12 protein-coding genes are annotated in these 14,628 nt (G+C 61.5%); 8 read left to right on the top strand and 4 right to left on the bottom strand.

The genetic code is table 11. The features are described 5' to 3' along the window. The first annotated feature begins 109 nt into the window (after positions 1-109). Positions 110-1,141, top strand: coding sequence for a small ribosomal subunit biogenesis GTPase RsgA (gene rsgA, locus J3P85_RS02390; RefSeq protein ID WP_072407102.1), 1,032 nt, complete (start codon positions 110-112; stop codon positions 1,139-1,141). A gap of 219 nt (positions 1,142-1,360) precedes the next feature. Here the strand turns inward: rsgA and motB are convergent, their stop codons facing one another. Together motB and motA are read right to left on the bottom strand one after the other, a co-directional pair. Next, positions 1,361-2,407, bottom strand: a complete 1,047-nt coding sequence (gene motB, locus J3P85_RS02385; RefSeq protein WP_434704775.1) for a flagellar motor protein MotB — start codon at positions 2,405-2,407, stop codon at positions 1,361-1,363. Between the two features lie 164 nt (positions 2,408-2,571). Then, the gene (gene motA / locus J3P85_RS02380) at positions 2,572-3,423 is read right to left on the bottom strand and encodes a flagellar motor stator protein MotA (protein WP_186707998.1); all 852 of its coding nucleotides are present in this window, start codon (positions 3,421-3,423) and stop codon (positions 2,572-2,574) included. A gap of 166 nt (positions 3,424-3,589) precedes the next feature. Between motA and J3P85_RS02375 the strand changes: the two genes are divergently transcribed. The 6 genes from J3P85_RS02375 (at position 3,590) to J3P85_RS02350 (ending at position 10,614) form a co-directional block, all read left to right on the top strand. Beyond that, complete coding sequence (locus J3P85_RS02375) at positions 3,590-5,128, top strand: HDOD domain-containing protein (RefSeq protein ID WP_434704774.1); 1,539 nt, start codon at positions 3,590-3,592, stop codon at positions 5,126-5,128. Positions 5,129-5,170: 42 nt separating this feature from the next. Next, a complete protein-coding gene (locus J3P85_RS02370) occupies positions 5,171-5,986 on the top strand; it encodes a rhodanese-like domain-containing protein (protein WP_434704771.1) in 816 nt (271 codons plus the stop codon). A gap of 19 nt (positions 5,987-6,005) precedes the next feature. Then, positions 6,006-6,866 (top strand): archaetidylserine decarboxylase, encoded by an 861-nt coding sequence (asd, locus tag J3P85_RS02365; protein ID WP_434704770.1) that lies wholly within the window; start codon positions 6,006-6,008, stop codon positions 6,864-6,866. Between the two features lie 107 nt (positions 6,867-6,973). Further along, a complete protein-coding gene (locus tag J3P85_RS02360) occupies positions 6,974-8,194 on the top strand; it encodes an O-antigen ligase family protein (RefSeq protein ID WP_434704769.1) in 1,221 nt (406 codons plus the stop codon). Continuing rightward, positions 8,184-8,762 (top strand): serine acetyltransferase, encoded by a 579-nt coding sequence (locus J3P85_RS02355; RefSeq protein ID WP_434704768.1) that lies wholly within the window; start codon positions 8,184-8,186, stop codon positions 8,760-8,762. Before J3P85_RS02360 ends, J3P85_RS02355 begins: the two co-directional genes overlap by 11 nt. A gap of 91 nt (positions 8,763-8,853) precedes the next feature. Next, positions 8,854-10,614 (top strand): molecular chaperone, encoded by a 1,761-nt coding sequence (locus tag J3P85_RS02350; protein WP_434704767.1) that lies wholly within the window; start codon positions 8,854-8,856, stop codon positions 10,612-10,614. 166 nt (positions 10,615-10,780) lie between these two features. On the opposite strand, the gene serB is transcribed toward J3P85_RS02350, so the two are convergent. After that, the gene (gene serB, locus J3P85_RS02345) at positions 10,781-11,995 is read right to left on the bottom strand and encodes a phosphoserine phosphatase SerB (protein ID WP_053117868.1); all 1,215 of its coding nucleotides are present in this window, start codon (positions 11,993-11,995) and stop codon (positions 10,781-10,783) included. A gap of 133 nt (positions 11,996-12,128) precedes the next feature. Between serB and J3P85_RS02340 the strand changes: the two genes are divergently transcribed. Continuing rightward, a complete protein-coding gene (locus J3P85_RS02340; RefSeq protein WP_434704766.1) occupies positions 12,129-13,646 on the top strand; it encodes an AhpA/YtjB family protein in 1,518 nt (505 codons plus the stop codon). A 236-nt stretch (positions 13,647-13,882) separates the two neighbouring features. On the opposite strand, the gene J3P85_RS02335 is transcribed toward J3P85_RS02340, so the two are convergent. Further along, positions 13,883-14,590 (bottom strand): PqiC family protein, encoded by a 708-nt coding sequence (locus J3P85_RS02335; protein ID WP_411386334.1) that lies wholly within the window; start codon positions 14,588-14,590, stop codon positions 13,883-13,885. Between the last annotated feature and the right edge of the window lie 38 nt (positions 14,591-14,628).

Genomic DNA, 14,628 nt, shown 5'->3' with positions numbered 1-14,628 from the left:
AGGGAGGCTCCTCGGCGTAGCCACGCAGTTTAGCCTAGGCAGCCCCTTGGGCGTGCTAAACTCGCCGCCGTTTTACCCTATTCGCTGTATTTCTTCATACGGAACACCCATGGCCAAACGCCAACTCAATCGTCGTCAAAACTGGCGCATCGAAAAGATCCAGGGTGAGCGCGCCGCCCGCGCCGCCAAACGCGAATCCAGTGCTGTCGAAGCCCTGGAGGGTGGCGACCTGGGCCCTGAACAGACCGGCCTGGTGATCGCCCACTTCGGCGTGCAGGTCGAGGTCGAGGCCCAGGAAGGCGAACTGGCCGGCCAGGTGTTCCGCTGCCACCTGCGCGCCAACCTGCCGGCGCTGGTGACGGGCGACCAGGTGGTCTGGCGTGCCGGCAACCAGGGCATCGGCGTGATCGTCGCGCAACTGCCGCGCCACACTGAGCTGTGCCGGCCGGACAGCCGAGGCCAGCTCAAGCCCGTGGCCGCCAACGTCGACATGATCGTTATCGTGTTCGCGCCGTTGCCCGAGCCCCACGCCAACCTGATCGACCGTTACCTGGTGGCTGCCGAGCACGCCGGCATCCGCCCGTTGCTGCTGCTCAACAAGTTTGACCTGATCGACGAACACAACGCCCCGGCGCTGAACGCCCTGCTGTCGGTCTACCGGGACTTGGGTTATCCGGTGCTGGAAGTCTCGGCCCACCACGGTAACGGCATGGAGCAACTGCAACAGCAGTTGGACGGGCGCATCAGTGTGTTCGTCGGCCAGTCCGGCGTCGGCAAGTCTTCGCTGGTCAACAGCCTGCTGCCGGAAGTCGAGACCCGCGTCGGGCCGTTGTCCGAGCTGTCCGGCCAAGGCACCCACACCACGACCACGGCGCGGCTGTTCCACTTTCCTGGTGGCGGTGAACTGATCGACTCGCCGGGTATCCGCGAATTCGGCCTGGGCCATGTCAGCCGGGCCGATGTCGAAGCCGGGTTCATCGAGTTCAACGAGCTGATCGGTACCTGCCGCTTCCGTGACTGCAAGCACGACCGCGAACCCGGTTGCGCCCTGCTCAAGGCCCTGGAAGAAGGTCGCGTGCATCAGCAACGGATGAACAGCTACCGCTCGATCATCGCCAGCCTGCCGGAAAGCAGCTACTGACCTGCACGCCGTATCAAGCCGATCACTCTTGTGGCGAGGGCGCTTGCTCCCGCTGGACTGCGAAGCAGGCCCCAACAGTCTCCAGCCAGACCGAGTTGTCCGGTCTTGCGACTGCTGCGCAGCCGAGCGGGAGCAAGCTCCCTCGCCACAAAGGCAAGCAATCCTCAAGTGAACAGTGGCCCCACAAAAAAGCCGACATCGAGGTCGGCTTTTTTGTGGTCACTGCGCCGGCGGCTCGGCCGGTTTCGGTGCGGTGTCGTCGAACAGGTTCAGCCGCTCGCGCAACTCATGGGCCGGTATGGGTTGCTGGTCCGCCGGCAACGCATTCGGATCGACCGCTGCACCTGGCGTAGCCTGTGGCGCTGGCACTTCACCCGGTGCACCCTCGCCCGGAACCGGATCGGGCGCCGGATCGTCGGTTTGTGAGCCCTCGATGGCTTTCTGCGCCTTCTTGGTCAACACCACGATGTCGATGCGCCGGTTGACCGGGTTGAACGGGTCCTTGCGGTCGAACAGCGCCGAAGAGGCATAACCGACTACCCGTGCCACCTGCTCGTCCGGATAGCTGCCGGCCACCAGGGCGCGACGGGCCGCGTTGGCGCGGTTGGCGGACAATTCCCAGTTTCCGTAGTCACCCTTACCGATGTAAGGCTTGGCATCGGTATGACCACTGATGCTGATTTTGTTCGGCACCGCCTTGATGGTGTCGGCCATGGCCAGCAGGATATCTTCGAAATAAGGCTTCAGACGTGCGCTGCCAGAATCGAACATCGGCCGGTTCTCGGCGTCCATGATCTGGATGCGCAAGCCGTTCGGGGTGATTTCGAACAGGATCTGGTCCTTGAACTTCTGCAGTTCCGGGTTCTCTTCGACCTTGTTCTGCAATTCCTGCAGCAGCAACTCCAAACGCTCGCGCTCGACCTGCTCGGCCATGCCCTCGACCTGCTCGGAATCCACCGTGACCTTGTCGGGCTGGGGCTGGGACTTGACCTCGGGATTGAGGGTCGTGTCCGGCGCCAGGGTCGGCGAGCCGCCCAGGTCGATGATGTAGGGCGTGCCGCTTTCGGAAAAGCCGACCGGGTCCTTGAAGTAACCGGCGATGGCGATCTTCTGTTCCGGGGTTGCCGTGGACAGCAGCCACAGCACCAGGAAGAACGCCATCATCGCCGTGGCGAAGTCGGCGAAGGCAATTTTCCAGGCGCCCCCGTGATGCCCCCCGGCAATGCGCTTGATGCGCTTTACAATAATCGGTTGATTATTTTCCATAACCTAAGTGCTCTGCTTCACAAATACTGTTCCATTTTGACGCTGCCTGTTGCTGCCATACTGCGTTGCCGCTCCTCGCCATAGCGGGCTATGACTCGTCGCGGCGCCTTGTCTGGCAGCAACAGTCACTCGCCAAAAAAGGAACGTATTTGTAAAGCAAAGCACTAGCGACCGCGAACCGCTTGTTCCAGCTCGGCGAAGCTTGGACGGTGCGCCGGGTACAGGACCTTGCGACCGAACTCCACCGCCAGCGATGGCGGCATGCCCGAGGCCGAGGCCACCAGGGACGCCTTGATGGCTTCGTAGACGTTGAGTTCTTCCTTGGCATCATGGGCCAGGGAGTGGGCCAGCGGGCCGAAGAAGCCATAGGCGGCCAAAATACCGAAGAAGGTACCTACCAGCGCCGCACCCACGTGCAGGCCGATGGACGCCTGGTCGCCTTCGCCCAGGGAGGCCATGGTCACCACGATCCCCAATACCGCCGCGACGATACCGAAGCCTGGCATGCCGTCGGCGATGCCGTTGACCGCGTGGGACGGGTGCTCCAGGTCTTCCTTGAGGCTGTACAGTTCCATGTCGAACAGGCCTTCGAGCTCATGGGGCGCCATGTTGCCGGACGACATGATGCGCAGGTAATCACAGATGAACGCCGTCATGCGGTCATCCTTCAGCACCGACGGATACTTGGCGAAAATCGGGCTGGCGGCGGCGTCTTCGATGTCGCCTTCGATCGCCATCATGCCTTCGCGGCGGCTTTTATTGAGGATTTCGTAGATCAGCCCCAGCACCTCCAGATAGAAGGTGTGGCTGAAACGCGAGCCGAACATGCTCAAGGATTTCTTGAGCACGTGCATCGTCATATAGCCAGGGTTGGCCTGCAAGAATGCACCGAGGGCCGCGCCACCGATGATCAACACCTCGAAGGGTTGGATCAGGGCGGCAATCTTGCCATGGGAGAGCACGTATCCGCCGAGTACGCTCGCGAACACGACAATGATGCCGATAATTTTAGCCATAGATAGAAAGTACTTATTTAAGTCGGGTTCAAGGTCATATTCGGAAGCTGAAAAATCTCTTCTTCTACTTATCGGCAAAACTGCGCCAGACTATAGGCTGTTCTGGCGAAAAGCCAATTAGCCCCGTTCCGGGCGTAGAGAATTCATACGATGATCACGTCCAGCCATGACTAACGAAACCAAGGTTCCAACGCCCCGACCGACCACCCTCGACGGCTGGGTGAAGCTGCTCAACGGCGTGCATCTGCCGGTGCCCCAGGCCAGCCACGACCTGGTCTGCAAGGCCCTCGCCGACAGCCGTCGCTCATTGCGCGACATCGCCGACCTGATGCAGGACAGCCCCGCGCTGGCCCTGAGCGTCATCCGCGAGGCCAACCATCACACCCATGGCAGCCTCGCTGAGCCTGCGGAAAATCTCGAAGTGGCCATCAACCGCCTCGGCCTCAAGCGCACCGAGGAGTTGCTTGCCCGCCTGCCGTCATTGCCGGGGCACGAAATCCCTGTTGCCTTGCGCCAACTGCAATTGATCAGCCAGCACGCCACGCAACAGGCCAATGGTTTTTTCGCCAGCCGCCTGGCGCGGCTGTGGCAAGACATCCACTGGGGCAGCCTGTTGTTCTTGTCGCCGCTCTGGCCGTTGGCCCTGACTCACCCACGGTTGCTCGGGGAATGGGAATTGCGAGTCGTCCATAAAGGCGAGTCCGCACGCAAGGTCGAGCGCGAACTGTTCGGCGTCCGCCTGCTGGAGATCTGCCTGGCGCTGGTGGAGACCTGGCGTTTGCCGATCTGGGTGGCGCAAGGTTATCGCCTGCTGCTCAACGAACGCCGCGAACTGGTGAAAGTCCTGCGCATCGCCCGGGACAGCGAACATCCGCTGCGCCAGCAGAATCGCCTGGACGACGACCCAACCCTGCGGCGCTGGCTCAACCAGCCGGCCAACACCGTGTTGCTGGCCAACGGCCTGGCCCTCGCGGCGCAGCAGGCCTGGGACAGCCCTCACAACACTCGCTGGCAATACCTCACCAGTTTGTATCTGCAAATGTCGATGGATGAAATCCAGCAGCAGTTGCACCAACAAGCCGCCAACAGCGCTCGCCATCACGCCATGCCGGACCTCTGGCACCCGGCCGTGGCGCTGATCTGGCCTTGGGGCAGCCGCCGTATCCACCCCGGCTTGCTGCCCGCCGCGCCGCCCAGCGCCCAGGACCTGAGCCAGTGGCGCAAGCAATGTTCCGCCATGCTGGTGGAGCCGAGCCCCTTCCTCAACGCCATGCACCTGACCTCGTCGGCACGGGACGCCCTGGTGGCCTGTGGCATGCGCAGGGTGATGATCCTGATGGCCGACCGCAGCCAGACCAGCGTGCGCGTTCACCAGACCGCCGGTTTGCCCAAGGACGCTGCGGCCATGAGCTTTACCATCAGCCAAAGCAAAATCTTGCAACGATTGCTGGCCCAGCAGGCCCAGGTTCGCCTGAACCCGGACAACAACGCACAGTTTTCGGCGCTATTACCGCCGGGCCTGCGCAGCCTGTTCCGCGGCGAGCACCTGCTGTTACGCTCACTGACCTGCAATGGCCGGGTAATCATGCTGGTGGCGGTGGACCAGGGCGGCGGGCCGTTCTCGGACGTCACCGTGCAAGCCTTCGGCAAAACCGTGCAATGCATCGAAAGGGCCCTGCATACCTTTACCAACCGCGGCCGCTGAACTTGATACAATCCTTTCCCTTTGCGCCCCTGGAGACCTCACATGCCTGACTTCTCTGGCTTGCCGCTGGTGATCGAGCCGAGCGAACTGCTGCCGCGCCTCGACGCCCGCGAACTGATTCTGGTGGACCTGACCAGCGCCGCCCGCTACAGCACCGGGCATATCCCTGGCGCACGCTTCGTCGACCCCAAGCGCACCCAGCTCGGCCAACCGCCGGCGCCGGGGCTGCTGCCGGCCAAAGCCGACCTGGAAGCATTGTTCGGCGAACTCGGGCACCACCCGGATGCGGTCTACGTGGTCTATGACGACGAAGGCGGCGGCTGGGCCGGGCGGTTTATCTGGCTGCTGGACGTGATCGGCCACGGGAACTACCACTACCTCGACGGCGGCTTGCTGTCGTGGCTGGATGAAAGCCTGCCGGTGTCCATCGACGTCCCTGCGCCCGTAGCGGGTCCGGTCAGCCTGACGCTGCACGACGCACCCACCGCCACCCGTGAATACCTGCAAAGCCGTCTCGGCGCTGCCGACCTGGCCATCTGGGACGCTCGCGGCCCGCTGGAATACTCTGGCGAGAAAGTCGTCGCGGCCCGGGGCGGACACATTCCCGGCGCGGTCAATTTCGAATGGACCGCCGGCATGGACAAGGCGCGCAACCTGCGCATCCGCAAAGACATGCCGCAAATCCTCGAACGATTGGGCATCACCCCTGATAAGGAAATCATCACCCACTGCCAGACTCACCACCGCTCTGGCTTCACCTACCTGGTGGCCAAGGCGCTCGGTTATCCACGGGTCAAAGGCTATGCCGGTTCCTGGGGCGAATGGGGCAACCACCCCGACACACCCATCGAGCTTTGAAGGTTCTTAAGGACAGTTAATGAAAAACCGTTTATTCATCCTCACCCAATACCTGCTGCCCCACCACCTGCTGTCGCGGCTGGCCGGCTGCATTGCCGAATGCCGCGTGCGCTGGTTCAAGAACGCCTTCACCACGTGGTTTGCCAAGCGCTACCAAGTGGACATGTCCCAGGCCCTGGTGGAAGACCTGACGGCCTACGAGCACTTCAACGCCTTCTTCACCCGCGCCCTGAAGGACGGCGCCCGCCCGCTGGACGAGACCCCGGGCGCGATTCTCAGCCCCGCCGACGGTGCCGTCAGCCAGCTCGGCCCGATCGAGCATGGCCGGGTATTCCAGGCCAAGGGCCACAGCTTCAGCGTGTTGGAACTGCTGGGCGGTGACGCGGCCAACGCAGCGCCGTTCATGGGTGGCGATTTCGCCACCATCTACCTGTCCCCCAAGGACTACCACCGCGTGCACATGCCACTGGCGGGCACCCTGCGGGAAATGGTCTACATCCCGGGGCGGATTTTCTCGGTCAACCAGACCACTGCCGAAAACGTGCCGGAGCTGTTTGCCCGTAACGAGCGCGTCGCGTGCATTTTCGACACCGAACGTGGGCCGATGGCCGTGGTGCTGGTGGGCGCGATGATCGTGGCCTCCATCGAAACCGTCTGGGCCGGGCTGGTGACGCCGCCCAAGCGCGAGCTGAAAACCTTCCGTTACGACGAAGCCGCACGTGCGCCGATTCATCTGGAAAAAGGTGCCGAACTGGGGCGCTTCAAGCTGGGTTCGACCGCCATCGTACTGTTCGGTCCGAACCAGGTGAAATGGGCCGAAGACCTGGTGGCCGGTTCGCCGGTGCAGATGGGTCAAGGACTGGCACTACCCAACGCTTGATGAGATAGCTAGCGGCGCAATCAACATGAGTCGCTACCCTCGCCGACGCTGCCACACTACGCCTTGGAGTTTTGTCCTGGCCCCCTTTCACTACCCTTGGAATAGGTATGACACGTTCGGCTTTTTCCAGATTCACCTTGCTTGTCTTGATGATCGGCTTCACTGCGCACCTGACGGGACTGCTGTTCATTACCGACGGCAGCACGTACACCACGATATCCAACGCGAGTCTTTTTATACCCGCGTTGCTTTTATGTGTGCTCGATGCGCGCCTACGTCAAGGCATTGTCCAAAAGCCCTACTGGCCGGTACTGCTGGTACTGGTCTTTTCGCTGCTGGTAGCGCTGCTGAATCCCGGGTCCGAAGCCTCCGCCTACGGACAATTCAAAACCGTGTTGTACGTAATGTTGTACCTGAGCGCGATTCATATACTGTCCCGGGAAGAACTGCTTGAGAAATGCCTGACGTTTGCCTTTGTGATCGCGGGTTTATTTGCGATTGCAGGTTTGATCATCCACTTCACCCAGCAAGACCAGAACATTTTTTTCTCTGGCAAACGTTTATACAAATTGGGCTATGGCAACTATGCCAACTTCAAGAACCCCATCATTGCGGCGCTGTATTACGGGTTCTTCGGCATTTACGGGTTCCACTTGTTAATGACCAAAACCTTCGGGCCATGGGTCAGGACGTTGTTCATGGCCTGTGTGCTAGGCCTTTCGCTGTACCTGTTCTGCACGCTTTCAAGAGCCGTCTGGCTTGGATATGGCTTGGCAATCGCTACGAGTATTCTTCTTCACCATAGTTTGAGGTCGAGGAAATGGTTGTGCCTGGCCGGCGTAGTATTCCTTGCAATGTCAGTATGGCTATGGCCCGTCATCGTCAAACAGCAAAGTCGTGGTTTCAACCTTCGCGACGTAATCTGGGCAGGCTGGCTAGACCGCATTGACGAGTTCTGGCTGTTTGGTGCCGGGGCGGGCAGTAATTTTGATATCTGCATATCCGAAGTGCATTGCTACAACCAAGTCCATAATCTCTTCCTGCAGTATTTTTACGAATTCGGCGTGACAGGTGCAGTGCTGTTATTGCTGGCCATCGCCTATGTTTTCAAGCGCGCGATCGACAGGAAGACCTGGCACCATCCCGTCGGTTCGGTAGGCCTGCCCCTGCTTATCTTCGGGGTTGTAACGGCTCTATTCGACTACCACACGGTGTTCAACAGGCCTGGCGTCTATTGGATCGTTTTCTGGCTGCCTATCGGAATGATTCTGTCCCAGAGGCTCGTACCCAGCACGCCTCGCGGCAAAGAGGTCGTCGATGCTTCTTGATATCTTCCGATCAGCCAAACGCTACTGGCATATCGAAATCCTTGGCGGTCTCGATAAACCGTTCAGGTGGAGACGGCTTTACCAAAAGTGTCAGCGCATCAACAGGTACCGCTACCTTTTCTGGTTCCGCCTGGCATACGCCATGCACCAGCAGGACAGCAAATTCTGGAGACGGCGCGGCAAGCTGCTCAACGAACGCATCAGCCGCCAGTTCAATGTAGAGATCATGCTGGGTGCCACCGTCGGGGAAGGCCTATGGATTGCCCATCCGAATGGAATCGTCATCACATCGCACGCCATCATTGGAAAAAATTTCAAGATCTGGCAGAACTGCACGCTGGGTATCAAGGGGCAAAGCGATACCGCAGTATTGCGCATTGGCGACGGCGTCCGGATACATGCTCATGCCTGTATCATCGCTGACCATTTGGAGCTGGGGGACAATGTGATCATTGGCGCAGGCGCCTTCGTCAACAAGAGCATCCCGGCCAACCACCTGTACATCACCAAGAGCGAAGGTGAAATGAAGGAATACGATCCCGCTTCAATGGGCCGCTTGCAGGACTAGACACCAGGGGTCGCGGTAGCATGATCTTTCGGCTACACCTGCTAGAGTTGGATACATCCTTTTCGTTTTCCCGCCGGAGCCTGTCCACGGCATGAATGAGACCAGCCCTCTCCAGCTATTGCGCGTCCTGACCCCGACACAATCACGCCTGTCGTTCTGCGATGCTACGCCAAAGGACCTCAAGCGCTGGATCGCCAACCTGCCCAAGGCCAACATCGGCGAGACCGCCCGCCTGCTGTACCAGGCCCTTGGCGAACTCAACCAACTGCTCACCCCCAGCGACAATCGCCTGCAACTGCTCGAACTGCTGCGGCCCGAGGTGTACTACGTCTGCAAGCACCTGGAGCGGCACTTCCTGCAACAGGCCATCGTGCTGGACGATCGCTCGCGCAAGATCGTCAACCTGTGCCAGGCCCTGCAAACCCAACTGGCGATGGGCTACAAACAGATCGTGGCGCGTATCGCGTCCAAATACACCAAGGACCGGGCCCGCCTGCTGAGCACCGCGTTGCAACGGGCGCTGCATGCCCTCAACGGCCCGCTGCTGCGTGCCAGCCAACTTTACAGCCCTGTGCCCGAGGGACTTTGGCTCGATCTGCATCAGTTGTACCGGATCGCCTGCCAGCACCGGCTACAGCACCTGAGCGTGAATGACGAACTGGCCAGCCAGGTTCATCAATTGAACGCCGAGCAAACCTATGTCGTCGCGCTGTTGCTGGGCGCATCACGCAGCAATCAGCTGCGCCAGAGCCAGATCGGGCGACTGACCGAAACGCTCGAATCCTGGAGCCAGTGGGTCAAGCTGGACCCTGCCACCAGCGCTACCAGCCTGTTCGCGGTCGCTCCGGAGCTGGATGTCGGGCCACGCTATCGCTCCAAGTTCCGCGCCGAACAGCAGCCGACCTTGCAGGGCTTCGATCCACAAGCATTGGTGCGGGCAATCGCCACTCATTTGGAACAGCCTGCCGATAACACCCTGCCAGTCCCTGGCGGCATGAGCGCCGATACCTTGCATCACCTGCAAGCCGCCTGGGGCGAAGCGGCTGAGCGCAGCTTCCAGCGCACCGAGGGCAATGGCACGCTGACGCTGTGCGTAGGCATGAGTGCGCTGCACTACTACCTCGGCGGTGAGCGCTCGTTCAACGAAATACTGAAGAGCCCGACTGCTCGCAAAGCCCGCTTCGAAGCCACGCCAAGCAAGACCAACGACACCTGGAGCCAGGCTTTCGACGCCGCCCCGACAGGCGACAACGACCTGCTGCCCTACGAAGAAATCGAATACCCGGTCAACCCGAGCGATGACGACAGCAGTCACTCCGACAACCAGCATCACTTCCCCACCTACGACCTGCCGATCATCAACCACAGCCCTGGCGGCTACTGCCTAGGCTGGCCCAAGGAAGTGCCGGAACAACTGCAAGCCGGGGAAATGATCGGCATCCGCGACGCCAGCGACCAAGCCTGGAGTGTCGCCGTGGTGCGCTGGATCCGCCAGGTGCGCAACGGCGCCATGCAAATGGGTATCGAACTGGTCGCCCCCCATGCCCAGCCGTGCGGACTGCAGCTGGTGCGGGACGAAAATGATCACGGCCATTATCTGCGCGGGCTGTTGCTTCCCGAGATCAGTGCGATTGACCTGCCCCCGACCATGATCGCCCCACGCCTGCCGTTTCAGGAGGGCCAGCGGGTATTGATCAACACCAATGGCCAGGAACGCCGCGCCGGCCTGGACCGACGAGTGACCAGCACGCACAGTTTCAATCAGTTTTCCTACCACCCGGAAGACTCGGCCGAAACCGGGGATGGCGGCGATCAGGAAGGGAATTTCGATTCGTTGTGGAAGTCGCTCTAAACAACGCACGAACGCTTTGTGGCGAGGGAGCTTGCTCCCGCTGGCCTGCGCAGCAGGCCCAAGGCGTACCTGACACATCTAGGTGTCAGGTTTTAGGGCCGCTACGCGCCCCAGCGGGAGCAAGCTCCCTCGCCACAAAAGCATGCACTCCAAACCGGCGCATGAGTCAGAGCTGCCCGTCCCGATCCCGGAAACCCAGCAGGTACAACACCCCATCCAGCCCCAGGGTGGAAATCGCTTGCCGGGCCGACTGCTTGACCAGCGGCTTGGCACGGAACGCCACGCCCAGGCCCGCGATCGCCAGCATCGGCAAGTCGTTGGCGCCGTCACCCACGGCGATGGTCTGCTCCAGGCGCAGGCCTTCTTTTTCCGCCAGTTCGCGCAGCAGGTCCGCCTTGCGCTGGGCATCGACGATCGGCTCGACGGCCACGCCGGTCACCTTGCCGTCCACCACTTCCAATTCGTTGGCAAACACGTAGTCGATGCCGAGCTTGGCCTGCAGTTGCTTGGCGAAGTAGGTGAAGCCACCGGACAGGATGGCGGTCTTGTAGCCCAGGCGCTTGAGTTCGGCGAACAGGGTCTCGGCGCCTTCGGTCAGGCGCAGGGAGGCGCCGATGGAGTCGAGCACGCTGACGTCCAGGCCTTGCAGCAGGGCCAGGCGCTCCTTGAAGCTGGCGCGGAAATCCAGCTCGCCGGCCATGGCTCGCTCAGTGATGGCCGAGACCTTGTCGCCGACACCGGCCGCCTTGGCCAGTTCGTCGATGACTTCAGCTTCGATCAGCGTCGAGTCCATGTCGAACACTGCCAGGCGGCGGTTACGGCGGAACAGCGAGTCTTCCTGGAAGGCGATGTCGACGTTCAGTTCCTGGGCCACGCTGAGGAACTCGGCACGCAACGCCTGGGGGTCGGCGGGCTCGCCGCGCACCGAAAACTCGATGCAGCCCTTGCCCTTGTCGGCCGGCGTGTCCAGGGGCATGCGCCCGGACAGGCGGTCGATGTGGTCGATGTTCAGGCCATATTGGGCGGTGATCGAGCTGACGCGCTGCAATTGCTCGGCGGTCACCTTGCGGGTCAACAGGGTCACGATGTGGCGCTTCTTGCCCTGGCCGGCCACCCACTGCTGGTAATCGTCCTCGGACACCGGGGTGAAGCGCACCTGCTGGTCGAGCTTGTAGGCGGTGAACAGGATGTCCTTGAGCACGGACTTGCTTTGTTCGGCGTCCGGGATTTCCACCAGGATGCCGAACGACAGCGTGTCATGGATCACCGCCTGACCGATGTCGAGAATGTTCACACCACCCTGGGCCAGAACGCCGGTAATGGCCGCAGTCAGACCCGGACGGTCGCTGCCAGTGATGTTTATCAGGACGATTTCGCGCAAGGCGCACCCCCGCAGGTGGAAAAAAACCGCATTCTACCCACATTCAGTGACCATCGGGCACCGCCAGTGCTTTGCCGGTCATGGGGCTGTCGCTATACTGCGCGTCAATTTCACGGACAAAGAGCCGAGCTCAGTGAACCGGCCCACGCCAGTCAAAACCGACAACTTCTTCCTGCTGATCTTCCGTGCACTGCGTCACCGTCGTGTGCCGATTGCATTGCGCATTGCCAGCCATAACGTGATCCTGGTCGCCCTGGCCCTGGTCATCTATGCCTGCGTGATGGGTTTGCAATTCAAGCAGGCGATGCACGAGCAGGCCGATGCCCTGGGTGAAAGCCTGACCACCCAGACCGCCACGTCCGCCACCGAGCTGCTGGTGTCCAACGACATCCTCAGCCTCAACGTGCTACTCAACAACCTGACCAAGAACAAGCTGGTGGCCCACGCCGCCATCTACAGCGTGGACAACCGCATCCTCGCCGAGGCCGGGCAGCGGCCCAAGCCTGGCCTGCTGGGCGAGTCCGGCGGCATGTACCAGAGCAAGATCACCTTCCAGGACGTGACCGCCGGGCAACTGCGCATCAGCCTGGACATGGACCAGTTCCAGCAACCGATGACCATCAGCCTGCAAAGCATGGGCATCCTCAGCGCGATCCTGCTGGCACTGGCATTGGCCTTGAGCCTGCGCCTGGGGCGGCACATCTCCACGCCGCTGTTGCAACTGCGTGTCTGGCTGCGGGACATCGACGAACACACGCCCGCCACCCAGCGCCAGGACGAAATCGGCGACCTGGCTCGGCAACTGCACGCCAGCTTCGCGCCGGAACCTGAGCCGGTGCCGGAACCTGACGACATTGACTACGTGGACGACGACGAGGCCGAGCCGGGTTTCGAAGTGCGTAACCTGCGCGATCCGGGCTTCGACGAAAGCCAGCCGATGCCCGCCTCCAAACCGGCGCCACGCCATGTGGTGCGCACGGTAGAAGACGAGGAAGACGATGACGCCTTCGCCGACCTGCGTGACGAATCCGTCGACGGAGCACCTCGACCGGTCGCCAGGCCTGTTGCTTCGGACCTGCCCCAGCACAGCGCCGTATTGGCCGTGCAGTTGGGCGCCCAGGATCAACTGCGCCGCCTGCCCCAGGCGCGCCTGAAGGAATTGCTCGAGCGCTACCGCGACTGCCTCGACCAGGCCGCATCGCTCTACCAGGGTGAATTGCACACCCTGAACGACGGCAGCACGCTGATGTTGTTCCACACCGAAGACAGCGGCGACGATTACCTGACCAACGCCATTTGCTGCGGTGAGTTGCTGCGTGCCCTGGGTCACCAGTTGCAGATCGAAGTCGCCGACAGCGGCATTACCCTGCAACTGCAATTGGGCCTGACTTTGGGTGATGGCTTGTTCGGCCTGAGCCAGATCGACCTGCTGCTGACCGAAACCGCCCAGGACGCCCTGGCGCTGTCGCAACACAGCCGCAACCTGCTGCTGGTGGAGCGCAAGATCAATGACGACGCCCTGATCCGTCAACGCGCCCGCATCCGCCCCATCGCCAGCCCCGAAGGCGCGTGCTGCGTGGAGCGCTTGATGGAGCCTTACCCGTCGATGCTGGAGCGGCAACTGGCGCGGATGCATGAGCGCCAGGTCTGAGCCTGATTGCCTGAAATAACGAAGCCCGCAGATGAGGATTGTCTGCGGGCTTTTTTGTGCCTTCAATGCCGCCATCGCGAGCAAGCTCGCTCCCACAAGGGATCCCAGCGAGCCACAGATCCCGTGTGGGAGCGAGCTTGCTCGCGATGAGGCCAGCACAACCACTGGAGAATCAATCCCGCAGAAACAAAAAAGCCCGCATCACTGCGGGCTTTGTCGTATATCCGGTCCAGGCATCAGAACCTGAACACTTCCATGTCCGTACGAATTGGCAAGGCCATGGGGATCTTGTCCTTTTCCTTTTCCACCGGTTTGGCCGGGGCAGGTGCGGACTTACGGGGCGCTGCTTCAGCGACAGGCGGCTGGTTGGCCAACGGCTTGAGCGACACCGACAGCTGTTCGGCCAGGCGTTGCAGAAGCACCCCCTGGGCCTGGACCTGCGCCGCGGTGGTGCCGGCATGGACCTCTTGCAGATGTACGATGCGGTTTTCACGCACCTTGCCACGCCGGTCGATCAACCGCCATTGGGCATCGAGCACTGCCGGCTGATCCTTGCCCGAGTCCAGGCGGGTAATCGACAGCAGCACTTGCACATCCGGGGTGAAGCCTTGGGTCGCAGGGGCCAGCACCACGCGTTGGCTGTCCAGATGCCCAGCGACTTGGCGCAGCAGCAATTGATCGATGTCAGAGGACAGGCTACCGGCCCAACGGCCGTCAGTGGCGGCTTGCAGGCTGCCGTCCGGTTGACGTTGCAACAAGGTTTCACGCTGCAGGTAGTCAGCGATCAGAACCGGGCCGAGCAATACGGCCATGCCTGTGCTTTGCGCAGGCTGGGACGGGGTTCCGCTGTCCAGTTGGTACAGCGACACCGGCTGGTTCATGCTGCAGCCCGCCAGGCCAAGCAGGCCGGCGAGCCACAAAATAGGGAGGCGCAGAGCAGTCATCGTTCCGTCCAGGTGGCAGCCACAAGGCTTGCCACAGT

Origin of the sequence: Pseudomonas sp. Z1-12, from assembly GCF_051132015.1 — a bacterium.
Lineage (GTDB): Bacteria > Pseudomonadota > Gammaproteobacteria > Pseudomonadales > Pseudomonadaceae > Aquipseudomonas > Aquipseudomonas zanjanensis.
The sequence above is the reverse complement of the archived record's forward strand: the minus strand, read 5'-3'. Positions and strand labels throughout refer to the sequence as shown.